The following is a 25329-nucleotide window of genomic DNA, read 5'->3' on the forward strand; positions in this document are numbered from 1 at the left end:
ATGTTACCTTCAGCAAACACCTACGAAGAACTTTGCGCGAAGTTTCAGTGGGATGTGCCTGAGTATTACAATATTGGCGTCGATGTCTGCGATAAGTGGGCGGACCGTGACCCCGACCGTGAAGCGCTGATCTTTGCTGAAGAAGGCGGGGATACCACCTCCTACTCCTTTCAGGATTTAAAGGACCTCTCCAATAAATTAGCAAACCTTCTCAGCTCCCACGGCGTTGAGAAGGGCGACCGCGTTGGCATCTTGTTACCACAAGCGCCGGAAACAGCGTATTCCCACATCGCAATTCATAAACTGGGTGCAATCTCTATTCCCCTCTTCACATTATTCGGTGAGGAAGCTCTGGAGTATCGGCTGGAAAACTCCGGCGCAAAAGTTCTTATCACAAACACCGCTGGTGCCGCCAAGATCGCACAGATCAAACCTGCACTGCCAGAGCTGGAACTGATCCTGAATATCGATGGAACAGACCACAATTCCATCGATCTCCATGCAGCGATGCAAGCTCACAGCACTTCTTTTGCGCCGTTAAAGACCAAAGCAGATGATCCGGCAATTATCATCTACACCTCCGGAACCACAGGTCAGCCGAAAGGGGCGCTGCACGCACACCGTACCTTACTAGGCCATCTACCCGGTGTTGAATTGCCCCATAACTTCTTCCCGCAAGAGGGCGACCGTTTCTGGACGCCAGCGGACTGGGCATGGATTGGTGGCCTGATTGATGTCCTCTTGCCCTCGCTCCACCACGGAGTGCCGGTCGTCGCATGCCGCTTTAAGAAGTTCACTGGCGAGGCCGCATTCCAACTGCTTCAAGACCAACAGATCCGAAACGCTTTCATCCCGCCAACAGCTCTAAAGATGATGCGGCAGGTGGAGAATCCGAGAGCCCGCTGGAACTACAAACTCCGTAGCTTAGGAAGCGGTGGCGAGGCACTGGGCGCTGAACTCATTCAATGGGGCCGCAATACGTTTGATCTCACAATCAGCGAGTTCTATGGCCAAACAGAGTGCAACCTTGTTGTTTGCACCTGCGCTGAGATTATGGAGGTTCGCCCCGGTGTAACTGGGAAACCAACACCCGGCTTTGACGTGCAGATCATCGACGACGCAGGCATCCCTCAAAAAGCTGGAGTGATGGGCAACATAGGCATTCGCGCGCCTGCACCTGTCATGTTCTTAGAATACTGGAAGAATCCGCAAGCCACCAAAAACAAGTTTACCGGCGAATTTCTTCTCACCGGTGACAAGGGTGTGAAAGACGAAGATGGATGGATCCAGTTTGTTGGCCGTGATGATGACGTTATAACATCATCTGGCTACCGCATTGGCCCCGGCGAGATTGAAGACTGCCTGCTGAAACACGAAGCTGTCGGCATGGCAGGCGTGGTCGGCAAACCAGATAAACTGCGTACTGAAATCGTAAAAGCATATGTGGTTCTGCGGGATGGCGCAAAACCATCGCAGCAGCTTGCAAAAGAGCTGGCTGATTTTGTAAAGCAGCGCCTTGCGGCACACGAATATCCACGCGAAGTGGAGTTTGTTGAAGCCCTGCCAATGACAACAACCGGAAAGGTGATCCGCAGAGAACTTCGTGCCCGCGCTGTCGACGAGGAGGTTTGATTAGCGATGAGCAAGAGACTGACTATTTTTGAAATGGGCCCACGCGACGGCCTACAGAATGAAAAAACGCTTATTCCAACAGCTCAGAAAATCGAACTGATCAACCGATTATCCGAGTGTGGGTTCAAGAAGATAGAAACATCAAGTTTTGTTTCTCCCAAATGGGTGCCTCAAATGGCTGATGCATCGCAAGTCTTTGAGGGCATAACCCGCAAGGCTGGTATCCGCTACACAGCCTTGACCCCAAATATCAAAGGCTACGAACGCGCAAAGCAGGCCGGCGCTGATGAAGTTGCAATCTTCGCATCGGCATCAGAAGGCTTTTCTCAAAAGAACATCAACTGCTCAATTGAAGAGAGCTTTGAGCGGTTCGCGCCCATTCTGGAAACCGCAAAAGCAGACAGCATTCCAGTTCGCGGCTATGTCTCCTGTGTGGTGGAGTGCCCATATGATGGCCCGACACCAGTTCAAAACACGGCAAAAGTCTCCGAGCGCTTGTTGCAAATGGGCTGCTATGAAGTCTCACTGGGCGATACGATTGGCGCAGCAATACCAGAGACCACAGAAGCAATGTTGGACGCACTCCTCAAAGTAGTACCTGCAGAAAAACTGGCTGGCCACTTTCATGACACCCATGACTTTGCTCTGGCAAACATCATGTCCAGCATCAAAATGGGCCTTCGCACGTTTGATACAGCAATTGGCGGCTTAGGCGGCTGCCCTTACGCTCCGGGAGCAAAGGGCAATGTGAGTACACTTTCTGTTGCGAAAATGGCAAAACTTTTGGATTACGATACCAACCTCGACATTGAAAAACTGGAGCAAACACAAGACTTCATACTCTCCATCAAAGAGGCCGCCTCCCTATGACCTATCAAAGTATTCGCATCGAAAAAGCTGAAAACGGCATCACCACGCTCTGGTTGGCCCGCTCTGAAAAGCACAATGCCATTTGCGCCCAGATGATGGACGAGCTGGTAGAAGTAGCGGTTCACCTAGACCAGTGCGAGCAAACCCGCGCCATCATTTTAGCAGCAGATGGAGCCACCTTCTGCGCTGGGGGTGACCTCAAGTGGATGCAAGAACAAGCCGAAAAAGACCGTATCGGCAAAATGCAAGAAGCCAACCGTCTTGCAGGAATGTTGAAGCGCCTCGACAATCTGAAAAAACCTCTGATTGCTCGTGTTCACGGTCCAGCTTATGGCGGCGGCGTGGGTATATTGAGTGTATGTGACCTGGTCGTTGCAGCCAATGACACCAAGTTCGCTTTGACAGAAACCCGCCTCGGTCTGATCCCGGCAACCATCGGCCCTTATGTTGTGCGCCGTCTTGGCGAAGGTCATGCGCGCCAGGTCTTTATGAATGCCCGAGCTTTTGGCGCAGAACGAGCACAGCAACTAGGTCTGGTCTCCATCGTCACTACACCGGAAGACTTGCACAAGGTCGCGCAGAAAGAAGCCGAAGCCTATCTCAACTGCGCACCCGGCGCTGTTGCAGATGCAAAAGCGCTTTGTCAGAATTTGGCACGCATGCCTATAGACGGCCAGATTGACCATTCTGCAAATGCCTTAGCGGATCGCTGGGAAACCTCTGAAGCGCAGGCCGGCATTTCCGCGTTCTTTTCTAAGAAAACACCACCATGGCGTGAATGAACTGACCTACGGCCTGTTTGACCTGCGGCATATGCACAAATGCGGAGTTTTTTCTTTACTTGCTGGATCTCTTTGTTACATAGCCTCTAGCGAATAACGAGAAAAGAATGCCGCCTGCACTGCAACACCTCAGGTCAAAACAGGATTTTCATAGCCTTGTCTTCATTGCAGGGACAGTCCTGCTAAATGCAATTGGGGCAGGTCTTATCATTCCGGTGACCCCGGATCTCGTTGCGCAGCTCAGCCAGACAACCATTTCCAACGCCGCGCTTTGGGGCGGGTATATTGCTGCCAGCTATGCAGCAATGCAGTTTTTGTTCGGCCCGGCAATTGGCGCTATCTCTGACCGTTTTGGCAGACGTCCCATCCTACTCATTTCCCTGGCAGTTCTCACGCTTGATTATCTGGTGATGACCTTTGCAGCAGAGCTTTGGGTCTTGTTTGTTGGGCGCTTGCTTGCAGGCATTGCCAGCGCCACCTACGCCACAGCATATGCTGCGATCTCCGACATTTCTCAAAACGGCAAGCGCGCAACCCGCTTTGGCATGGTTGGGGCTGCAATCGGTTTTGGCTTTGTAATCGGGCCTGTCCTCGGCGGCGCACTTGCACTCCTGGGTATTCGCGTACCCTTCTACATCGCGGCCGTTCTCATTGCTGTCACGTTTGTCTACGGCCTGTTTTACATGCCAGAAACACTCCCAAAGACTGCCAGAAAGCCGATCAAATGGCGCAGAGCAAACCCCGTTGGCGCAGCTTTGGACATTGCCCAAACACCGGTGCTTATGTGGTTCTTTGTAGCTCTGTTCCTGTTTGAGCTGGCAAACTTCGTCTACCCGGCCATCTGGCCCTACTACACAATAGAAGCCTTTCACTGGACAACAGCTCAGGTTGGGCTTTCGCTCGCGGTCGTGGGCATCGGCTTTTCAAGCGTCAAAGGCGGGCTCATCCGCTGGATCATTCCGCGTAAGGGAGAAGTTCATACGGTTCTATATGGCTTCTTCTTCGCCGTCGTTGCACTGCTTGGCTTTGCCTTCGCCCCTAACACGCTCTCTGTAATTTTACTCTTGCCCCTTGCAGCACTGGGCGCACTGATCCCACCTGCGATGATTGCCTTGATGAGCAGCCACGTAGCACAAGACCAACAAGGCCGCCTTCAAGGCGCACTGACGAGCGTGATTGGATTAACCCTTGTGCTCTCCACGCTGGTCATGACCCAGCTCTTCACGCAGTTCACCGCAGATGACGCAGCACTCTACTACCCGGGCGCACCATTTCTTCTCGCAGCCACATTTATGTTGCTGGCCATTGTGCCGTTCTGGGTTGGCATGAAGAAGGTCAAGATTACAAACTGATTGGTCTGCGCTGCAAACAAATCCGGCAACCGCTAACAGCCATTTACCTCATCGACAAATTCATCGGTCGAAATCACGTTGCTATGTGCAAACCTTAGCGATGCCATCATTGCAGTATGCACATGATCAGCTGGAACCGTCACTCCATTGAACTCAAGGTCCTCCGTCGCGCAGGCGTCATAGATAATTGTAAGCGGATAGCCAAGATCAAGTGTTTGGCGCGCGGTCGCGTTCACACAGTTCTGGCTCATAGAGCCACACATAACAATCTCTTCAATCTCCGCTTCAACAAGGACCTGATGAAGGTTGGTATCCTTATACCCATTCATATAATTTTTAACGATCACAGGCTCTGCACCGATTGGCTTTGCACACGCGTTGATTTCAACGCCCGGCGTCCCCTCAACCAGATAAGGCTCCGATTTATCTTTATACATGTGCTGAAGATGGATTACGTTCTGGTCATTCGAACGAGCCACGTCGAGAAGGCGTGAAATATTCACTCCCGCTTCGACCTGCCCAGCAAGAGGGCAGCTGCCACCCGGAAAATAATCATTTTGACAGTCGACAATAATCAGGGCCCTTCTGGGCATCGGTGCACCTCAACAGTGAGAATTTCATTACCACCAATAATAAGAGCAACACCTTTAAGGAGATCGCCTTTTAGAGCGCGTATTTTATAAAATCCCGATCTAACACATGGCACAACCGGATCATTGAGGCCGCTTTATAATGTCCCTATGAGATCTTCAAGCAAAGAGGGATGCATCTGTTTTTAACGGCCTTACCGGATGAAAATGCTTGGGATCTTAGATACGAAGACCCAACGTCGTTTCATAAGGACTTTAAGAGAACTATCGACCTCGCCTCCAGAGAGTATCCCCGCCGATTTGGCCAACCCAAGTGACCGTGCCCATACGCACCAGCTGTTGCTCGGCTAAAACGGTGTTAAAGCGCAGTTGGGGTTCCTTGATGAAAGATTATACGCCAATTGCTGTCTTCCAGTTTCCAGATGGAGCTTCTCCGCGTACCGTTTTCAGCGATATCGTAGAAGACTTGAACCAAGTCCCCGCTTAAACCTCGGACGCGAAAGTCCTTCAGTGTTCTCATCGGGTAGTCAGCAGCTGATCCAAGGAGTTCATTTATGATCTGCGAGCGATCATAGATCCGACCACTCGCACCGATCTCTATAAAGTCCTCATGCAACATCATCTCAAGCTGCTGAGCTGACGCTCGGGCGGCAGGGTTGAGGAGTTGCTTTTCCAACGAGAAGAGAATTTCCAGCAAGCGCACTCTCCTAATTCAATTAGCCCTGTTTGGCCTCTTCTTTAAGAGCCGTTTTGAAGCCAAGCCTGAACCCAAACCAAATCATCCAGAAACTAATGAAGGCAGTAAACAGAACCATCCCGATTAAGAGACCAGCACTCTCTAAAATCCCATCAATACTTGGAAGTGCGAAATAAACACTCACGCCATCAATCGCTGTAGCCGCCAAAAGGCATAGCGCCGTTAGCTTGAATAACGCGGCTCCTTCGATGCGCACTCCGTGCTTTTTGTAGATTGCTTGCCCAGTGAGCATCGAGGCGACCATGCCAATAACATAAGCAGCAAATTTCAACGGGAGTTCAACATCAAAAAAAGTAAACCCAATTAAAAGAACCACAAAAAGTAAAAGCTTGCTTGCAATATAGATCGCCGTAAAACGACCTGCGTAATTCCATAAATTAATCTGCGAACGATCCACTATGACTACTCAATTCAACTCAACCATCAATTGTTTCATTATTGCATGCCTCATCGAAATAACAATAAAAACCCGGAGCCTCACGACACCGGGTCTCTTAATTCTTGCAGTGTTTTCAGCACTTAACCGCCGAAGTCGTCCAGCATGATGTCTTCACGTTCCACGCCCAGATCAAGCAGCATGTTGATCACGGACTGGTTCATGATTGGAGGGCCACACATGTAGTACTCGCAATCTTCTGGAGCCGCGTGATCCTTCAGGTACTCGTTGTAAAGCACGTTGTGAATGAACCCGGTGTAACCATCCCAGTTATCACCTTCCTGCGGATCAGAAAGAGCCACATGCCAGGTGAAGTTCGGGTTTTCGCGCGCCAGCATTTCGAAATCTTCCACATAGAACATTTCGCGCACTGAGCGAGCGCCATACCAGAAGGTAACCTTGCGGTCTGTTGACAGACGACGAAGCTGGTCGAAGATGTGAGAGCGCATTGGCGCCATACCAGCACCACCACCTACAAACACCATTTCCTTATCCGTATCGCGAGCAAAGAACTCACCGAATGGACCGGAGATCGTCACCTTGTCGCCTGGCTTCAGGTTAAAGATGTAGGAGGACATGATGCCCGGATTGATGCCTTCAGTGCGTGGCGGAGGCGTTGCGATACGTACGTTAAGCATGATGATACCCTTTTCTTCAGGGTAGTTCGCCATGGAATACGCACGAGTGACCTGCTCATCGTTCTTGGTCTTAAGATCCCAGAACTTAAAGTGGTCCCAATCGCCACGGTATTCTTCGCCAATGTCAAAGTCTTTGAAGTCAATCGCGTAAGGAGGACATTCAATCTGAATGTAACCACCTGCCTGAAAATCAACATTCTCACCGGTTGGCAGCTCAAGAACCAGCTCCTTAATAAAGGTCGCAACGTTGTCGTTGGAGCGAACAGTACACTCCCACTTTTTAACGCCAAACACTTCTTCAGGAACTTCAATCTTCATGTCCTGCTTCACAGCAACCTGACAGGAAAGACGATCACCGCAACGCGCTTCGCGTTTCGTGATGTGGCTTTCCTCGGTGGCTAGAATAGACCCGCCACCTTCGTGAATTTTCACGCGGCACTGGGCACAGGTACCACCGCCACCACAGGCAGATGGCACGAAGATCTTCTGATCAGCCAAAACACTGAGAAGCTTGCCACCCGCCGGAACGGAAACAGTCTTCTCACCGTTGATTTCAATATTCACATCACCCGCAGCAACCAGCTTCTTGCGCGCGGCAAGAATGATAATCACAAGGGCAAAAACGATGACAGTAAAGAGGGAAATACCCGCGGCAAACTCTTCCATTTCCAGCCTCTCCTTACAGTTTCACGCCAGAGAAAGCCATGAAACCCATAGCCATCAAACCAGCGGTAATGAAAGTAATGCCAAGACCCTGTAGTCCATCAGGAACATCAGAGTATTTCAGCTTCTCGCGCACACCTGCCATTGCGGTGATCGCCAGTGCCCAACCGATACCGGAGGAAACACCATAAACAGAAGCCTCAGCGAAGTTGTAGTCGCGTTCCACCATGAACAAAGAACCACCCATGATGGCGCAGTTCACGGTAATCAGCGGCAAAAAGATACCCAAAGCGTTATAAAGAGCAGGGACGTAACGATCGAGGAACATTTCCAAAATCTGCACCACAGCCGCGATAACACCAATGTAGGAAATCAGGCCAAGGAAGCGCAGATCCACGCCTTCCAGCCCAGCCCACGCCAGTGCACCATCATTGAGCAATGTGGAATACAGCAGGTTGTTGATCGGCACAGTAATCGCCTGAACCACAACAACGGAAATACCCAGACCAAGAGCCGTTTCAACCTTCTTGGAAACCGCAAGGAATGTGCACATTCCAAGGAAGAAGGAGAGTGCAAGGTTCTCAATAAAGATCGCCTTAACAAAGAGAGAGACCAAACCTTCCATGATTAGTGCGCTCCCTCTTCAGCCATAATTTTGTAATCACGCTTTTCAACCTGTGCAGGCTTCCATGTGCGGAACGCCCAGATCAGCAAACCGATCACGAAGAACGCGGAAGGCGGCAGCAGCAGCAGTCCGTTTGGCACATACCAGCCGCCATTGTTCACGGTTTCCAGAATCTGCACACCAAACAGGGAACCAGCGCCAAACAGCTCACGAATAACACCAACAAGCAACAAGATCAGGGAGTAGCCCAAACCGTTACCGATACCGTCCAGGAAGGACGGAATTGGAGGGTTCTTCATTGCAAAGGCTTCTGCACGCCCCATCACAATACAGTTGGTGATGATCAGGCCCACAAACACAGAAAGTGTCTTGGAGATCTCGTAGAGATACGCTTTGAGAACCTGGTCCACCACGATCACAAGCGATGCAATAATCACCATCTGCACGATAATGCGGATGGAAGAAGGGATCTGATTACGCAGCAAGGAGATAAAGAAGTTGGAAAACGCTGTAACCAGCGTTACCGCAATCGCCATCACCATGGCCACTTTCAAAGAAGAGGTCACCGCAAGAGCAGAACAGATACCAAGAACCTGAAGCGTGATCGGATTGTTATCGACCAAGGGGTCGAGAAGCATGGACTTATCGGAACCAGCCATTACGCCTCTCCTTTTTTCAGATTGTCGAGGAAGGTTTTAAAGCCCTGCTCGCCCATCCAGAACTTGACGAGGTTATCGACACCGCGAGATGTAAGCGTTGCACCAGCAATTGCATCAATGTGATGTTTGCTTGCATCAACGCCCGCTGGTGCAGACTTGCCAACACCAATGGAAATCTCACCAGCTCCGTCATAGACCAACTTGCCAGGCCACTGCGCCATCCACTTTGGATTATCTACTTCTGCACCAAGGCCCGGAGTTTCGCCATGCTCATAAAAGCGCAGGCCGTAAACTTCGTTACCATCTGCATTCAAAGCGATGAAACCATAAAGCGTGGACCACAAACCATAGCCATGGATCGGCAAAATGATGCGCTCAATGTCACCAGCAGCATCGCGTGTCAGGTAAACTGAAGCCAGCTTTGCCTGACGCTTGATGCCTGCAGGGTCGTTGTCCAACACGATACTTTGAGCCGGATCTTTAGCTGCAGTACGCTGATCGTATGTTGCAGCATCCGCAGCCTGTGAAAACTTACCTGTTTCCATGTCTACAAGATGCGGCTCAAACGCGGCAAATGCCTTTTCAACGTCGATGCCATTTTCGTAAAGACCAGCAACTTTCAAAATGTTGGTCTTCTTATCCAGCGTCTTGTTGATCTCTTGTTGAGGCTTCAGCATCACTGCCGCACCAGAAACAATCATGGAGCAGAAAAGACAAAGAACAACAGCAACTGTGATCGTACGCGGCGCAGAGTCCAAAGGCATCGCATTAAAGCGCGCCCAAAGCCCTTTAGGGGCTGAACTGTTTTGTGCGTTAAGCATGGCGCTTCATCCTCCGTGTGATGTTCGCCTTCACAACGAAGTAGTCGATCAGAGGAGCAAAGATGTTGCCGAACAAAATGGCCAGCATCATCCCTTCTGGGAAAGCTGGGTTGATGACGCGAATGAGAATGCACATCACACCAATCAACACACCGTAGATATAACGACCCGGATTGGTCATCGCAGCAGTGACAGGTTCAGTCACCATAAACACGAGACCAAACATGAAGCCACCGGTAACCAGATGCCAGTACCAAGGCATAGCAAACATCGGGTTTGTTGATGAGCCGACAGCATTCAAAAGAAGCGTAAACCCGATCATACCAGCCAGACAGCCGACAATCAGTCGGTAGTTAGCAATACCCGTCGCAACGAGGAAGATGCCGCCAAGCATAATCGCAATGGTAGATGTCTCACCGAAGGAACCTTGTATCGTCCCAACAAAAGAGCTCATCCATGTAATGCCATTGGTTGCAAGGCTCTGCATGCCATCAGAGGCAGCAACACCAAGCGCTGTAGCACCGGAGAACCCATCAACCGGGGTCCAGACTGCATCACCAGACATCGCAGCCGGGTAAGCAAAGTACAGGAACGCACGGCCAACAAGAGCCGGGTTGAGGAAGTTTTTACCAGTACCGCCAAAGACTTCTTTGCCGATGACAACACCAAACGCGATACCAAGGCCAACCTGCCACAAAGGTGTAGAGGCTGGGAGGATCAGTGTGTAAAGCATGGAAGAAACGAAGAAACCTTCGTTCACCTCGTGCCCACGCACAGTCGCGAAGATCACCTCAAAGATACCGCCAACGCCAAGCGTTACGATATAAATTGGCAAAAAGTACAAGGCCCCATGGGCCACGTTGGCAAAGTAGTTGTCTGGGTTAAAACCAATACCAAGCAGAGAGAGAATAAACGCTCTCCAACCGGCAGGTTCTGTAATACCCATAGCGGCCAGTGCAGTGTTGGTCTGCAAGCCGGTGTTGTACATACCAAACAAGATCGCAGGGATCGTCGCCAACACCACATACGTCATAACACGCTTAAGATCAGCATGGTCACGAGCGTGCGGGGCAACGCTGGTCACTGTTTTTGGTGTGTAGATAAAAGTGTCCACCATCTCATAGATGGCGTAAAACTTCTCGTATTTGCCACCCTTTTCAAAGAGCGGCGCAGCACTATCAAACTTATCGCGCAAGCTCACGGGTTAGCCCTCTTTCTCGATTTTTTCAAGATTTGCACGCAGCGCAGCTCCGTATTCATTCTTTGAATGGCAGATGAAAGTGCACAGCGCCAAATCTTCTTCATCCAGCTCCAGCGCGCCAAGTTTCTGCGCCATGTCTGTGTCCAGAACCATGAGCGAACGAAGCAACTGGGTTGGAAGAACGTCGAGCGGCATAACCTTCTCATAAGTACCAAGCGGAACGATTGCGCGGATGGAGCCGTTCTTGTTGGTACCAAACGGGAACTTCAACGCACTGCGGAAGAGCCCAGAAGGATGCACATTGAGGTTGGACCATTTCGTCATGAATGGGCGAACCCAACCAACGACGTCTTGCTTGCGGTCTTCTTCCATCAAGGTCACCTGCGTGTGGTAACGCCCAAGGAAAGCAAACTGATCAGCAGCGATGGTGCCAGACAGGATAGAGCCGGAAACAACACGAACCGCAACATTCTGGTTGGCTTCGCCAACAAGAAGGTCACTTAGATCAGCGCCAACACGTGTGGTTACAAGACGTGGCTTTGTCGCCATTGGCCCTGCAATTGAAACGCAGCGATTGACATCCAGCTCACCAGTCAGGAACAGATTACCAATGGCAATCACATCCTGATACCCGATGGTCCAGACTGTCTTGTTTTCATTAACCGGATCGAGGAAGTGAACGTGAGTGCCTGCATTGCCTGCCGGGTGCTTACCTTCAAAACTCTCCATCTGAACGCCTGCAATTGCAGCGCCCGGAAGCTGGTCTTTAGGGCTGTGACACACGAATGTCCGCCCGTCAGTCAGCTTGGAAACAACATTCAAACCAGCTTCAAAAGCGCCTGCGTTCGCATTGATGATAACACCAGCATCCGCTGCGAGCGGGTTGGTGTCCATCGCAGTTACGAAAATTGAACGCGGCTGCGTTTCAAAGACCGGAACCTTTGAGTATGGGCGGGTACGGAAGCTCGTCCAAAGACCAGACTTTGCAAGCTGCTCACGAACGAGCGATGCGTCCAGAGTTGCCAGCGCACTGTTCTCAAACTTTGAAAACGCAATCTGCTCTTCGTCACGCTCAGCCAGCTTGATGACGACTGTTTCCAGCACGCGACGCGCACCACGATTGACAGCTTCAACAACACCCGCACCTGGAGCAACATAGTTGATTTCAGGCGAGCGCTTATCGACGAAAAGGGGTTGTCCTTTGGCGACGTGATCGCCTTCAGCAACCAACATACGCGGCTTCAACCCGTTAAAATCCCCGCCATTCACAGCAACACGACGAACCGTTTGACCCTTGTGGATCTCTTGGTTCGGAGCACCGGTGATCGGCAGATCCAATCCTTTTGTAATCTTCATCCCTTACCCTGTCAGGCTTCTTTAGGGCAACCAATAGATGTTCGCGGGATATCTGCGGGTAAGTAATGCTAAGTCATTCTGCTAGTTACAAAATGCCGCGCATACGGATTATTGACTTTGGAAAGTCGAACCGAGATAAATCCCCCACAGATCGCAGTTTCAGCAACAAAGCCCGAGCATTGCTGAACGTTACTCATCCATGGCTCCCGTTAGGAGTAACCGTCCGCATACCATTAAAGTACGTTGCGGTCAGCTGTTCCTACGGATTTATCCGCGCGAATACCCTGATATACCGGCAATTTCAATAGCCCTTCATTCGTCTGACGCAGCGGAAACAACGCTATTGTGCGAAAATTTTATATTTAATTAGTTTTCCCCTAACTTTTCATATGCACGTAGTAACACTTACTGGATCGTTACTCATCATCTATTGCTTTGCTTTGCGATAACAGTATCGCCCCCTATTTTACTTGACAGAAAACCAGAATAAGCCGATTACGCGGGGAAATGAATAAACTCTGAGGCAGAAATGCGCTTCCTCGTCACCGCTCTTGTACTTATCTTTGTCACCGCATGTGTACCCAATGATAAAAGCCGCGAAGAAATTGTCCTTCACGGTAAAACCATGGGCACCACATACAACATTAAGGCCATCAAAGGGTCGTCTTCTGTAACCAAGCAGGAATTGCAGAAGCAAGTTGATGATGCGCTGCTGGGCGTAAACAAGGCGATGTCCAACTGGGACAAAAACTCAGAAATCAGCCGTTTTAATCGCTCCGAGAGCACCGCATGGACTCCCATATCCCGCGACTTCGGTATTGTGATGCAAGAGGCACTTCGTATCCATAACCTGACCGGCGGATATTTTGACGTTACCCTTGCACCGATCATCGAACTGTGGGGGTTTGGCACCAAGCAGGATACACCTCCTCAGCCAAGCCAGCGAGAAATTCGTGAGGCGCTGGAGTCTGTTGGCATGAGCACCATGATTGAGTTTGAGATTGACCCGCCAGCACTTCGCAAGGTCAACACAGACACAACGGTTAATCTGTCAGCAATCGCAAAAGGGTTTGGCATCGATAAAGTTGCCTCTGTCCTTGAGCAAGACGGCATCAACGACTACCTCGTCGAGATCGGCGGAGATCTGGTGACGAAGGGCAATAACTCCAAGGGCGAGCCTTGGGTTGTCGGCATCGAAAAACCAGATTCCTCAACACGCGCAGTTCAGCAAGTCGTCAGAGTCAGCAACAAGGGCTTGGCGACGTCCGGCGATTATCGCATATATAAAGAAATCAACGGCAAGCGTTTCTCGCACATTATTGATGCTGCGACAGGCCGCCCGGTAACTCATAAGCTTGCATCGGTCACTGTTATTGCGGACAATGCAACGCGCGCTGATGGGCTGGCAACAGCACTCCTTGCGATGGGCGACAAGCGCGGGATGGCTTTGGCAGAGCGCGAAGGGATTGCCGCATTTTTCATCGTTCGTGACAACGACCGGTTCATCACCCGTTCGTCCAGCGCGTTTCGTAAAATTGAGCAATCAGCAGAGAAATAACGGAATATCGAAATGGCAACTTTCTTCATCGCATTCGTCATGCTCATCCTGATTGTCGCTGGAATGGCTATTGGCGCGGTTTTCAGAAACAAACCCATCACCGGTAGCTGCGGTGGCCTCAACGCTATTGAAGGCGCAGACCATTGCGTAGTGTGTAAACGTGAGATTGATCCGAACAGCCCGCTGCGTGAGAAGCTACAGCCTTGCAAACGCAAGCAAGCACAGGAAGCGTCCGCCGCTTAATCAAACATTCTCAAAGTCAGGGGGCCGCAAGGCCCCTTTTTTAATGCCGTTATTTGTCTGCCGTGTAATCGCGAGCAACACCTGCGCCTTCACCTCCGATCAAGGTTGCGAAGAATCCGGCCACGACGCCAAAAGCAAATCCAATTACAACAAAGCCCACCCCCAGCAGCAAGCTACCAAGTGTCGGGAAAATACCCTGACCAATTGATGTCAGGCTGTCACCGCCGATAAGCCAAAGCAGCAAATTCATCCAGCCACAGATAAACCCGCCTGAAAACCAGCTGGGCAGGCTCGCCTTAAGCTGCGGGAGATAATTGATAACTCCAATCAGGGCGACTAGACCACCAAGCGTAATGCACCAAAGGATCAGACCAAACTGAACCACAAATGAAACATTCAGGTTGAGCCAGTTAATCAGGTAGATGCAAAAAAGCCCAAAAGCCAAACCAAAAATCTTGGCTGTAATGCTGCGTTTCAGCAATGAAGGTTTAGAAAACATAGTTTGGGCTCCCAGTCGTTATGAGCAGGTGAGATCACATCGTTTCCGACAAGTGTAACCCAAGCCTATTAAAACTACTTTTCTGCCACTCGATAGCTACCTGCTGGCCCAACTGAAATCAAAAACACCAAACACCATCATGGCAAAGCTCGCAAATGCGATCAAGCCAAAGACCCAGCATCTGAGTTTCCACATTGCCCCTTGGCCTTTCCAGGCATCCTTGAACAACCGGCCGCTAACAACAAACAGGATAAGTAGAATTACCCCAACCCAGGAAGGAATTGCGGCAAAGGAATTTGCAAACTGGTTCATTTCACCTCCAAATGATCGAGGCACCTCTTTAGTTCTGCAACCACGAAAAGGCAAACAAACAAACGAACTGAGAGCTGATATTGTACCGTTCTCTAATATTTAACAGCCAACGCAAAACAACCGCGTATATCAACCAGAATATTGCGCTGTGTTTACGTCCCCCCTTCAGCATACCTCAACTGTTATTTACGGGCTTAACTTCATCCCAGTAGCCAAATTCACATGTACCTTTCATATCTATTTGTCATATTACGTTGACCTTTCCACCAAGGCAGACTACAAGGCCCTCGAAGAAAAGAGCTCGCTTGCCATTTGCCGCCTCATATTCCAATGAGTGAGCGGAAGCGATGGGTAGGGCAACAAAGCTCTTGCTTTATTAATAATGACCCTCCTCGAAAGAATACTACATGACGATACCTGAAGGGGTTGCCCCAGCGCTGTCCAAAGCTTTGGAAAAGCGCGAATACACGTCTCTCACCCCAGTCCAGACTGCGGTTCTTGATCCTGAACTTAAAGGCAAAGACCTTTTAGTATCTGCTCAGACCGGTTCTGGTAAAACCGTTGCATTCGGCATCGCCATTGCTCCGGAATTGCTGGGTGATGAAGAACGCATGGGCCGGGCAAACACACCTCTTGCTCTGTGTGTCGCACCAACGCGTGAACTCGCCCTCCAGGTGAGCCGCGAACTAGAATGGCTCTACGGCCCTGCAGGCGCACGTATCACCACATGTGTGGGTGGTATGGATATGCGCCGCGAACGTCGTGATCTTTCTGGTGGAGCACATATCGTAGTCGGTACACCTGGCCGTCTGCGCGACCACATTGAGCGCGGCTCTTTTGATACATCCGCACTTCGCACAGTTGTTCTGGACGAAGCTGATGAGATGCTGGATCTCGGTTTCCGCGAAGACCTTGAGTTTATCCTCGGCGCCGCTCCGCAAGAGCGTCGTACACTGTTGTTCTCTGCAACCGTTCCTCAGCAGATTGAAAACCTGGCAAAACGCTTCCAGCGTGATGCGAAGCGTATTTCCACGGTTACTAATCGTGAGCAGCATGCTGACATCGAATACCGTGCAATGCAGGTTGCGCCAAATGACCGCGAAAACGCGATCATCAACGTCCTGCGTTACTACGAAGCCCAGAACACGATCATCTTCTGTGGCACACGTGAGATGGTGAAACACCTGTCCGCGCGTCTTGGTAACCGCGGTTTCGCAGTCGTGGCACTCTCCGGTGAGTTGAGCCAGACTGAACGTAACCATGCACTTGGCGCTATGCGTAACGGTCGTGCTCGGGTTTGTGTTGCAACCGACGTCGCAGCACGCGGCATCGATTTGCCAAACCTGGACCTCGTGATCCATGCAGACCTGCCAAACAATGCAGATACATTGCTGCACCGTTCTGGCCGTACAGGTCGTGCAGGCCGTAAAGGTGTGTGTACTCTTGTGGTACCGCATACCCGCCGTCGTTCTGCAACGCGCCTTCTCGGTTTTGCAAAGGTGAAAGCAGAATGGGGCGCAGCTCCAACTGCTCAGCAAATTCGCGATAAAGACCGCGAGCGCATCCTTGCATCCTCCGAGCTGCAGGAAGCACCAAGCGAAGAAGATTTGCCAATGGTGAAAGAACTTCTCGAGAAGTTCTCAGCTGAGCAAATCGCAGCCGCTTACATGCGTCAGATCCATCAGGGTCTTCCAGCACCTGAGGAACTTCTTGCAAGTTCCAACTACGAAAACGATCCTGAGCGCAAACCGCGTAAAGACTTCGACAATGGTGTTTGGTTCCGTCTCAATGTCGGTCGCAAGCACAACGCCGAACCTCGTTGGTTGCTGCCAATGATCTGTCGCGCAGGTCACATCACCAAGAAAGACATCGGCTCAATCCGCATCTTTGATGCAGACAGCCGCTTCGAGCTTGACGCAAAACTGGCCGAAAAGTTCTTGGAAACCGTCAAAGAAAACGGCACTGGTGAAAAATCAATCACCATCACCCGTATCGAAGGCAATCCAGAACGCGGCAGCGCCGGTCGTCCGGGCGGTCGTCGCAATAGCGGCGGCGGCGGCGGATACCGTGGCGAAGGCGGTCGTGGTGAAGGTGGCCGAGGTCGTCGTGAAGGCGGTGGTGGTCGTCGTGAAGGCGGCGGTGGTTACCGTGGTGGCGGCGAAGGTCGTGGTCGCGGTCGTGGTGACGGAAAACCAGGCGGCGGTAAGAACTTCCGCGACAATCGCGGCGGCGAATAAGCCCCACACGTTTAAGATTGAAAAACGGGCCTTCAGGCCCGTTTTTTTTGTGCCTGAAATCAACCGTGTTTGAATTCCTTCAGCCCTGCATCACGAACGACATCACCACATGGCACGCCATGCAGTGTTAAATCGAATTTTCCCGAAAACGGGTGTGGCAAGGCGAACAGGCAATACCTGCGCTACTTATTAAATATAATTCTTCGGTATCGGCTGATCGCCTCACCTGGGTATTTTTGTATGAAACAAGGTCATCCCCGACAGGCATTGTGAGCAAATAACTGTCGATGACAGTTACCTACCAGTGCCGACACCCATCAGGTTGACCAGCTTCCGCTTGGCCTCTGCACTGTTGACTATCAAGGGGTGTTTCAACGGACCCGCCGAAAGATGCGTTACTTCTTCCAGTAGCCCTGCCCCACTCACGCCTCACCAACGGACGGTCCGTCAGCTGCCCGTTTACGTGAGCACAGATTTGAGGATAGGATAGAACTCAACAAGGGGAATAAGTTTCTACTTAACGTCACAGGAGACGCCTCTCAGCAACTTGTCATGCTTTGGTGCTTTAGCAACCTCGCGCTGGTGGGGCCAGATACAAGCCCCAGCCCCTTTAGAAACAACAGAGAGTAAACCTAGGAATACGCATATTTTATTTGATGAACACTATTCATAATATAGGCAGTAAACTCGATGAAAAAGATCTTTATCTATCTGTTTTCATTTCTCTTTTTACTCGTCGCCCTTGGGTTATTGGCGAACCGCTTCTGGCCTATTCAAACGGCGAAAGCGATGCTCTCCACCTATATCGCCTCAGCTGGCTTAAAAGCCAAACAGGTCGAAACCTCCATTGGCCAACTCAACTATCTGGAGGGCGGCGAAGGCGAGACCGTCGTATTGCTGCACGGCATCTTTGCACGCAAGGAACATTGGATAAAGTTTTCACGGCAACTGACCGATAAGTATCGCGTCATCATACCTGACCTTCCCGGTTTTGCTGATAATCCAATATTGGGCGACGGCCAATATCACCTTGATACACAGGCCAAAAACCTGGTTAAGCTGTTAGATGCACTTAAACTGGATCAGTTTCATCTGGCCGCAAACTCCATGGGCGGTCAGATCTCCGGCACTTTGAGCCTGCAGATGCCAGAGAGAATTAAGAGCATTTCCTTCATTGGAAGCCCTTTGGGCGTGAGAGGACCACAAGAAAGCGACTTCGAAATCGCAGTTGCCAAGGGAGAAATGCCGCTGGTTGTCGACAGTCTGGAGGCCTATAAAAAGCGGAACACGTATCTCTTCCCTAAAAAACCCTTTGTACCGCCGCCAATTGAAAACCTATGGAGAAGTGCAGAGATTTCTCGAGGGGACGTCAATCGCCGGATCTGGCACGAGGTCCGCAACTCAATCGAACAACCGCTGCAAGAGATGGCGCCAATGATCACGCAACCAAGCCTTGTTGTCTGGTGCAAAGAAGATCGAATTTTCGACCCAAGCGGCGCTGAAGTCTTGACCGAAGCCCTGCCGAATGCAGCTCTTGTGTGGTTGGAAAAGTGCGGTCACGTGCCCATGCTTGATAAACCCAAGAGCGCCGGACTCGCACTGCGGCGGTTCCTTGAGAGTCATTGAGCAATCTGTTTACACCAGAAAGATGGAGAGGCACTGTTTCATGTCTCTCCCGGCGTCCTTACATAACGCCCAGATCAGCTCTACACCGCAAAACCATCGCGTTTGAGCTGTTGGATAATCTGATCAATCTTTTGCAGAAACTGCGAGCGATCACGCGGAGAAAATGGACGCGGCCCAGAAGTCTGCTCTCCAAAACTGCGCAAGTCTTCCATAAGGTTACGTGTCGCCAGTGCCATCCCGATAGAGGCCTCATCAAACACCTTTCCCTTTGGAGAGAGCGCAATAGAACCAGCCTTTACAACCCGGTCAGCCAACGGGATATCCTGAGTAACGACAATATCACCTGGCTCAACGCGCTCAGCAATCCAGTCATCAGCCACATCAGGGCCTTCAGGAACGATCACGCGCTCGATATCCATGTGCCGAGGTGTATTGATGAAACTATTAGCGACCACAAACACCTTTAACTGGTACCTGTCCGCAACTTTGTAAATCTCGTCTTTGACGGGACAAGCATCAGCATCAATATAAATTAGTATCTTTTTAGCGCTGGTCACAGCGGTTCATCTCCTGCGTTTATTAGCCTCTTAGTCGCGCAGGTGAGATCACTTTGTCAATCAGACTCGCCATCTCAAGCACATGCCAGTCCGTTCCTGCCCCGCCAATAAGCATCAAACCAGTACCAGGCTTGCCAATCGGGTTCATCGGAATGGTTGCCGCGCACCCGTCAATCCAGTTCACCGCTCTGGTATTTTGAGAAAGCAGAAACCCAAGCTTTGCTACGTTGGTGCCAACATCTTCAAACAAAGGGGCAATGATGGGCACTGTAGGTGCAATCAAAATATCAAATTTGCTCGCAATCCCTTTAAAAGCACGAATAGCCTTCACTCTGTGTGATCGCGCCTCTTCAACTTCTTTGCAGCCAACATCCGCCGCCATGAGAATGCGCTCCACCACATAAGGATCACCCGTTTCTTTAAGTCCCTCCAGATAACCACCAAGCAAAGCCATGATCTCATAACTATAAATTGCACCAAGGAATGGCGCAGTATGCGTCAAAGCAGGTTCTGAGACCGGGGCAATGATCGCACCAGCATCACGGATTGCCTGCAACGCCCGGTCGAAATCCAATCCCACTTGCCTGTCCAACCCCTCTGTCATAGTAGCAGCAACAAGCCCCACATATAGCCCATCAAGCGTGTCGATTTTCCGAGGAGCCGGGCACTGCCCACTGAGCACTGCATGCAAACGTGAGCACATATCGATTGAGCGAGCAATCGGACCAACGCTGTCAAACGAAGGACACACCACAAACAGCCCCTTCCCCGAAACACTTGCTCGTGTTGGCTTGAAGCCGTAAAGCCCATTAAGCGCAGCAGGAATGCGCACAGACCCACCCGCATCCGTGCCAAGACCAGCATCACACAAACCAAGACCAACACTCACCGCAGCACCGCAAGAAGACCCGCCCGGGAGACGCAATGGGTCACTTGTATTGGGCGGCGTTCCGTAGTGGGGGTTCAGGCCCAAACCAGAACACCCCATCTCGCTCATATTGGTGCGGCCAAAGGGAACTGCGCCAGCTGCCCGCAGTTGAGAGACAATCTTTGCATCCTCACATGCCGGAGCCCGTGAACGCAGAAAGGCAGAACCGGCACTCGTGACGATGCCTTTTTCATCGATCAAATCCTTGATGGAAACAGTAAGGCCGTGAAGGGGCAAATCACGATGAAACGCCTTGGCCGCCTCATCTGCCATCCGTGCCTGACGGGCAATCCGTGCAGCGTCAAATTCAACAAAAATGCTCTCTGCGATACCATCAGGAAGATCCATGACCAGATCAACACAGCGACGAGCCTTATCTTCTGCCAGAAAGAAGATGCGCTTGCGTTGCGGTGATCTGGAAAAACTGCTCATCTATCGCGCCCTACAAAGAACCCAATTCAGTTTGTTTTTGGCCAGTTTTGCCGCAAAACACAATCAGATGTATCCATGAGACCTACCAGTCTCTTAAGATGGGTACGGAAAACAAAAAAGCCCGCAGGCGGCACCAGCGAGCTTTTTGAATGTCTGCCAGGAAACAGAACTAGCGTTTTGGCTTGTTAAACGCCGCAGCCAAAGCCGCAGCCATAGCATTGGTATCACTGCTATCGGCAGGCTTGGACCCGCCCCCATGGCTTCCCTTTTTTTGACTTCCGTTGCCATGCGGCGCTCCACCACGGGCTCCACCACCTGGGCGAGGATTACCAGCACGCCCGTTTCCCTGGCCACGGTGACCGCCACGTTCTGCCTGACGTTCACGCGCGTTTTCGCGAGCTTCTGCACTGTCCTTGCGCATCGTTAGGCCAATACGCTTGCGCGCAACATCCACCTCAACAACGCGCACATTGACAATATCGCCTGCTTTCACAACCGTATGAGGGTCATCAACAAACCGGTCAGCAATTTGTGAAACATGAACCAGACCATCCTGATGCACGCCAATATCAACGAAGGCGCCAAAGTTGGTTACATTGGTCACGGTGCCTTCCAGCATCATACCAGGTTTCAAATCTTTGATGGTCTCAACGCCTTCCTGGAAGGAGGCTGTTTTGAACTCAGGCCGTGGATCACGACCCGGCTTTTCAAGCTCTGAGAAGATGTCTTTTACTGTTGGCAGACCAAACTTTTCGTCCGTGAACTCTTTCGGGTCCAGATTTGCCAACGCATTAGACCCCATGATGTCGCGAATATCGCGCCCACATGCCTTGATGATCTTCTTGGCCAGCGGGTAAGCTTCCGGGTGAACCGAAGACGCATCCAGCGGGTTGGTTCCATCAGAAATACGCAGGAAGCCAGCACACTGCTCATAGGCCTTAGGGCCCAACCGGGCAACTTTCAGCAGTTCCCTGCGGTTTTTAAAGGCTCCGACCGTATTGCGGTAGTCAACAACTGCATTTGCAAGACTGTCGGACAAGCCAGAGATATGTGCAAGCAATGGCGCTGAGGCTGTGTTGAGGTCAACACCAACAGCATTCACAGCATCCTCAACCACACCGTCTAGCGAACGCGCCAGCTTGGTTTGGTTCACGTCATGCTGATACTGCCCGACACCGATGGATTTCGGCTCGATCTTCACAAGCTCTGCCAGCGGATCTTGCAAGCGCCGACCAATCGACGCGGCCCCGCGCAATGATACATCCACATCCGGCATTTCTTTTGCTGCAAGGGCAGAGGCTGAATAGACCGAAGCACCAGCCTCGTTCACCATCACCTTGGTTGGACGGTGCTCACTGGGAATGTCCTTCAGCAAGTCCGCTGCCAATCGATCCGTCTCACGGCTTGCCGTCCCATTCCCAATAGCAATCAGGCTTACCTGATGCTTGGCAACAAGAACTTTTAACGTTGCCAAAGAGCCCTGAATATCGTTGCGTGGCTGGAATGGGTAAATCGTTGCAGTGTCAATCAGCTTACCCGTGGCATCAACAACAGCAACTTTCACACCGGTTCGAATCCCCGGATCAAGGCCCAGCGTCGCACGTTGGCCTGCCGGTGCTGCAAGCAGCAGGTCCTTCAGGTTACGCGCAAAAACCTTGATGGCCTCTTCTTCAGCGCGATCACGCAGCTCGCTCATCAAATCAAGCTCAACATGTAGACCAATTTTGACCTTCCATGTCCAGCGCACCACATCAGACAACCACTTGTCTGCAGGGCGACCATTGTTCTCAATACCCGCCGCATCAGCAATCATACGCTCAACCGGTTTGACTGCGGACACGTCGTCTTCATCAACCTTCAGATCCAGCGCCAGCACACCTTCATTGCGCCCACGCAGCAAAGCCAGCGCACGGTGGCTTGGAATGTTCTTCCAGTTCTCCGAGTACCCAAAATAGTCAGAAAACTTCGCCCCCTCCTGCTCCTTGCCAGCTACGACTTCCGACTTCACAGCGCCTTGACGCGCCACGTAGTTGCGCAGCTTACCAACCAACTGAGCGTTTTCAGAAAAGCGTTCCATGAGGATTTGCCGGGCGCCATCCAGTACGGCCTTAGTATCAGCAAACCCTTTGTCTGCATCTACAAAATTGACCGCTTCACGTTCTGGGGTCTTGTTCGGGTCACCCAGCAGCATGTCGGAGAGTGGCTCAATCCCGGCTTCGCGAGCTATCTGCGCTTTTGTGCGGCGTTTCTTTTTGTAGGGCAGATACAAGTCTTCCAAAGAGGCCTTACTGTCAGCCTGAGTGATCTGCTTTGCCAGCTCATCGGTGAGCTTGCCCTGCTCATCAATGGATTTCACAATCGCTTTGCGCCGATCTTCCATCTCGCGCATATAGATCAGGCGCTCTTCCAGTGTCCGCAACTGACTGTCATCCAACCCGCCTGTCGCTTCTTTTCGGTAACGTGCGATAAACGGAACCGTAGAACCTTCATCCAACAATTGAACGGTAGAGTTCACCTGCCCCGGAGCACAGCCAATCTCGCTAGCGATACGCTGAGAAATACGCAGTGCAATATCGGCGGAAAGTTTCCCAGCCTTGGCAGGGGAGGAAGAAGAAGCAACAGAGGTCAGATCAGACATTCAAATCTCTTGGGCTTATGTAAATTGGACCCTCACAGTAAGTCGCGCAAACAGGCAAAACTAGGACAAATCCAAAATGCGCACAAAGAAAATATCACATTGAACAGGAAAACTGACCGAATACACCGACATTCAAATGCTGATTACATATGAGATCGAGCCCAATCCACAAACTCCAATACCCCACTTATTTAAAGTTGTCGCTTATAACAATTTTATATATCTTTTAGCTCTCACTAATTCATTGCATTGAGAGATTAGCCTATGCGCTTTCTGATAGCTTCACTGATTTCCCTGATCGCCCTTACAGGGTCAGCAACAGCAGATACCAAAAAACAAGAGGTTCCAGCGAACAAGGGCGCAGTAGTCGACGCTATTGGCTATTTTAACCGCGCGACTTGTGGTTCCTCAGCCATGCCGAAAGTGACGATTAGAAAGCAACCCGCTCACGGTAAGCTGATAATCAAGAAAACCACCAGCCCGATTGGTCGCAAAAATACCATTTGCAAAGGCAAGAAAATTAATGCTGTTTATGTCTTTTACAAGCCCAACAAAGGCTATCGCGGAAAAGATGAAGCCAGCATCAATTTTAAAATACTTGGTAACGGGTCCCGCAATACCCATGGCGGGCACACCTACAAGCTCACTGTGAAGTAAGAAACGCGAGCGCAGAGTAAGTCCTCTGCGCTCTTTCTAGCGCACCACCGTAATCTTCTTCGCCGCGCGTGTCACAGCGGTATAGAGCCAGCGGGTTTTATGCTCGCGGAAGGCCCAGCTTTCATCAAACAGGACCAGATCATCCCACTGAGAACCCTGTGATTTGTGCACGGTCAACGCATAGCCGTAATCAAACTCATCAGCTCGGCGACGGATCGCATAAGAAAGCTGGTCTCCGCCCTCTTCAAACATAGCAGGCAGGACTTTCACTTTAATCGCTGTTTTGGCTAAGTCATCTTCAGAGATAACATCAAAACGAAGTGTGTTTCCGCGAGGTGGCCGCAAGCGCTGCACATTCCAAAGCCCGCCATTCAACAAGCCTTTGGTTTTATCATTGCGCAAACAAACAAGCTTGTCGCCAACAGCCGGCATCTGGGTCGTAAAGCCTTTCAGGTCCCTAATGCGACTATTGTAAAGACGGCGTGTCTTGTTGGTTCCCACCAGCACCTGATCAGCAGATAGAATGCGTTCCTTGTCGATTTCGCGACGCGAAATAACAGAGCTTTCGCCATATTGGCCAAAATCCAACTCCGCACCATCTCGAATATCCATAGACAATCTCACGATTGGGTTGTCTTTCGCCTGACGGTGAACTTCCGTGAGCATGATATCTGGCTCAGCCTCGGTGAAAAAGCCCCCACCGCGCACAGGGGGTAACTGGGCCGGGTCACCAAGAACGAGCACTTTCTTGCCAAATGAAAGCAGATCGCGCCCCAGCTCCTCGTCCACCATCGAACACTCATCAATAATGATCAGGTCAACTTTTGCAGCTGGGCTATCGCGGTTGATCGTGAACTGAGGACTGTCATCCTCATCATTATCGTCTTTTTTTGTGCCTTTTGGCCGGTAGATCAGGGAGTGGATGGTCGAAGCATCAGCACAGCCCTTTTGGCGCAAAACATGAGCTGCTTTACCAGTAAACGCCCCAAAGGCAACATCGCCGTCAATGCCCTCGGCCAAATGGCGGGCAAGAGTGGTTTTACCAGTTCCCGCATAGCCAAATAAACGAAACACCTGAGAGCCGCCAGAACGCAGCCACTGAGCTGTTTCTGATAGTGCTTCATCTTGTTGCGGAGACCAATCCATTCCAGACCACCTGTGATAATTTTCTCAAACGAACCTGAGTAATAAACGAAGCTGGCCTGAAACGCCCCCGTTTTTTGAAAAAGGTCAACAGGACACTCCAAATTGCACAAGCAA

At 51.0% G+C, this 25329-nt stretch carries 24 protein-coding genes; 9 read left to right on the forward strand and 15 right to left on the reverse strand.

The genetic code is table 11. The annotated features are described in order from the left end of the window. The 4 genes from BMZ51_RS18770 to BMZ51_RS18785 all read left to right on the forward strand — a co-directional run bounded on the left by BMZ51_RS18770 (position 1) and on the right by BMZ51_RS18785 (position 4636). A complete protein-coding gene (locus BMZ51_RS18770; protein WP_068010795.1) occupies positions 1-1632 on the forward strand; it encodes an acyl-CoA synthetase in 1632 nt (543 codons plus the stop codon). 6 nt (positions 1633-1638) lie between these two features. Then, positions 1639-2502, forward strand: coding sequence for a hydroxymethylglutaryl-CoA lyase (locus tag BMZ51_RS18775; protein ID WP_068010797.1), 864 nt, complete (start codon positions 1639-1641; stop codon positions 2500-2502). Next, a complete protein-coding gene (locus BMZ51_RS18780; RefSeq protein WP_068010800.1) occupies positions 2499-3284 on the forward strand; it encodes an enoyl-CoA hydratase-related protein in 786 nt (261 codons plus the stop codon). Before BMZ51_RS18775 ends, BMZ51_RS18780 begins: the two co-directional genes overlap by 4 nt. A 107-nt stretch (positions 3285-3391) precedes the next feature. Next, positions 3392-4636 carry an MFS transporter gene (locus BMZ51_RS18785; RefSeq protein WP_068010802.1) on the forward strand — a complete coding sequence of 415 codons (1245 nt, stop codon included), beginning with the start codon at positions 3392-3394 and terminating at the stop codon, positions 4634-4636. Between the two features lie 32 nt (positions 4637-4668). Here the strand turns inward: BMZ51_RS18785 and BMZ51_RS18790 are convergent, their stop codons facing one another. From BMZ51_RS18790 to BMZ51_RS18830, 9 genes are all read right to left on the reverse strand, one after another. Further along, entirely contained in the window at positions 4669-5229 is a 561-nt protein-coding gene (locus BMZ51_RS18790; protein WP_068010804.1) for a cysteine hydrolase family protein, read from the reverse strand. A gap of 355 nt (positions 5230-5584) precedes the next feature. Then, the gene (locus BMZ51_RS18795) at positions 5585-5923 is read right to left on the reverse strand and encodes a nuclear transport factor 2 family protein (RefSeq protein ID WP_068010807.1); all 339 of its coding nucleotides are present in this window, start codon (positions 5921-5923) and stop codon (positions 5585-5587) included. Positions 5924-5942: 19 nt separating this feature from the next. Next, entirely contained in the window at positions 5943-6380 is a 438-nt protein-coding gene (locus BMZ51_RS18800; RefSeq protein ID WP_068010809.1) for an ABZJ_00895 family protein, read from the reverse strand. A 122-nt stretch (positions 6381-6502) separates the two neighbouring features. Continuing rightward, on the reverse strand, positions 6503-7723 hold the full coding sequence (nqrF, locus tag BMZ51_RS18805; RefSeq protein WP_068010811.1) for an NADH:ubiquinone reductase (Na(+)-transporting) subunit F: 1221 nt from the start codon (positions 7721-7723) through the stop codon (positions 6503-6505). A 13-nt stretch (positions 7724-7736) separates the two neighbouring features. Next, positions 7737-8345, reverse strand: a complete 609-nt coding sequence (nqrE, locus tag BMZ51_RS18810) for an NADH:ubiquinone reductase (Na(+)-transporting) subunit E (protein WP_068010813.1) — start codon at positions 8343-8345, stop codon at positions 7737-7739. Positions 8346-8347: 2 nt separating this feature from the next. Beyond that, entirely contained in the window at positions 8348-9004 is a 657-nt protein-coding gene (locus BMZ51_RS18815) for an NADH:ubiquinone reductase (Na(+)-transporting) subunit D (protein WP_068010814.1), read from the reverse strand. Beyond that, a complete protein-coding gene (locus BMZ51_RS18820; protein WP_068010815.1) occupies positions 9004-9825 on the reverse strand; it encodes a Na(+)-translocating NADH-quinone reductase subunit C in 822 nt (273 codons plus the stop codon). Before BMZ51_RS18820 ends, BMZ51_RS18815 begins: the two co-directional genes overlap by 1 nt. Next, complete coding sequence (locus tag BMZ51_RS18825; RefSeq protein WP_068010817.1) at positions 9818-11026, reverse strand: NADH:ubiquinone reductase (Na(+)-transporting) subunit B; 1209 nt, start codon at positions 11024-11026, stop codon at positions 9818-9820. Before BMZ51_RS18825 ends, BMZ51_RS18820 begins: the two co-directional genes overlap by 8 nt. A 3-nt stretch (positions 11027-11029) precedes the next feature. Next, positions 11030-12382 carry a Na(+)-translocating NADH-quinone reductase subunit A gene (locus BMZ51_RS18830; RefSeq protein WP_068010819.1) on the reverse strand — a complete coding sequence of 451 codons (1353 nt, stop codon included), beginning with the start codon at positions 12380-12382 and terminating at the stop codon, positions 11030-11032. Between the two features lie 529 nt (positions 12383-12911). Here BMZ51_RS18830 and BMZ51_RS18835 point away from each other — a divergent pair. Beyond that, positions 12912-13940, forward strand: coding sequence for an FAD:protein FMN transferase (locus tag BMZ51_RS18835; RefSeq protein ID WP_068010820.1), 1029 nt, complete (start codon positions 12912-12914; stop codon positions 13938-13940). A 12-nt stretch (positions 13941-13952) separates the two neighbouring features. After that, positions 13953-14183 carry a (Na+)-NQR maturation NqrM gene (nqrM, locus tag BMZ51_RS18840; RefSeq protein ID WP_068010822.1) on the forward strand — a complete coding sequence of 77 codons (231 nt, stop codon included), beginning with the start codon at positions 13953-13955 and terminating at the stop codon, positions 14181-14183. A 49-nt stretch (positions 14184-14232) separates the two neighbouring features. On the opposite strand, the gene BMZ51_RS18845 is transcribed toward nqrM, so the two are convergent. After that, complete coding sequence (locus BMZ51_RS18845) at positions 14233-14682, reverse strand: hypothetical protein (RefSeq protein WP_068010824.1); 450 nt, start codon at positions 14680-14682, stop codon at positions 14233-14235. 96 nt (positions 14683-14778) lie between these two features. Beyond that, a complete protein-coding gene (locus BMZ51_RS18850) occupies positions 14779-14994 on the reverse strand; it encodes a hypothetical protein (RefSeq protein ID WP_068010825.1) in 216 nt (71 codons plus the stop codon). 407 nt (positions 14995-15401) lie between these two features. On the opposite strand from BMZ51_RS18850, the gene BMZ51_RS18855 reads away from it, so the two are divergent. Together BMZ51_RS18855 and BMZ51_RS18860 are read left to right on the forward strand one after the other, a co-directional pair. Then, a complete protein-coding gene (locus BMZ51_RS18855) occupies positions 15402-17231 on the forward strand; it encodes a DEAD/DEAH box helicase (RefSeq protein ID WP_068010827.1) in 1830 nt (609 codons plus the stop codon). A 690-nt stretch (positions 17232-17921) separates the two neighbouring features. Then, a complete protein-coding gene (locus tag BMZ51_RS18860; RefSeq protein WP_068010829.1) occupies positions 17922-18857 on the forward strand; it encodes an alpha/beta fold hydrolase in 936 nt (311 codons plus the stop codon). Between the two features lie 80 nt (positions 18858-18937). On the opposite strand, the gene BMZ51_RS18865 is transcribed toward BMZ51_RS18860, so the two are convergent. From BMZ51_RS18865 to BMZ51_RS18875, 3 genes are all read right to left on the reverse strand, one after another. Beyond that, entirely contained in the window at positions 18938-19414 is a 477-nt protein-coding gene (locus BMZ51_RS18865) for a YaiI/YqxD family protein (RefSeq protein WP_068010830.1), read from the reverse strand. Between the two features lie 22 nt (positions 19415-19436). After that, entirely contained in the window at positions 19437-20774 is a 1338-nt protein-coding gene (locus BMZ51_RS18870) for an amidase (protein WP_208979577.1), read from the reverse strand. 169 nt (positions 20775-20943) lie between these two features. Then, positions 20944-23412, reverse strand: coding sequence for a Tex family protein (locus tag BMZ51_RS18875; RefSeq protein ID WP_068010832.1), 2469 nt, complete (start codon positions 23410-23412; stop codon positions 20944-20946). 264 nt (positions 23413-23676) lie between these two features. Between BMZ51_RS18875 and BMZ51_RS18880 the strand changes: the two genes are divergently transcribed. Beyond that, positions 23677-24069, forward strand: coding sequence for a hypothetical protein (locus BMZ51_RS18880; RefSeq protein WP_068010834.1), 393 nt, complete (start codon positions 23677-23679; stop codon positions 24067-24069). A 36-nt stretch (positions 24070-24105) separates the two neighbouring features. Here the strand turns inward: BMZ51_RS18880 and BMZ51_RS18885 are convergent, their stop codons facing one another. Next, the gene (locus BMZ51_RS18885) at positions 24106-25215 is read right to left on the reverse strand and encodes an ATP-dependent DNA helicase (protein WP_068010836.1); all 1110 of its coding nucleotides are present in this window, start codon (positions 25213-25215) and stop codon (positions 24106-24108) included. Positions 25216-25329 lie beyond the last annotated feature (114 nt).

Source organism: Pseudovibrio axinellae (assembly GCF_900110875.1).
Lineage (GTDB): Bacteria > Pseudomonadota > Alphaproteobacteria > Rhizobiales > Stappiaceae > Pseudovibrio > Pseudovibrio axinellae.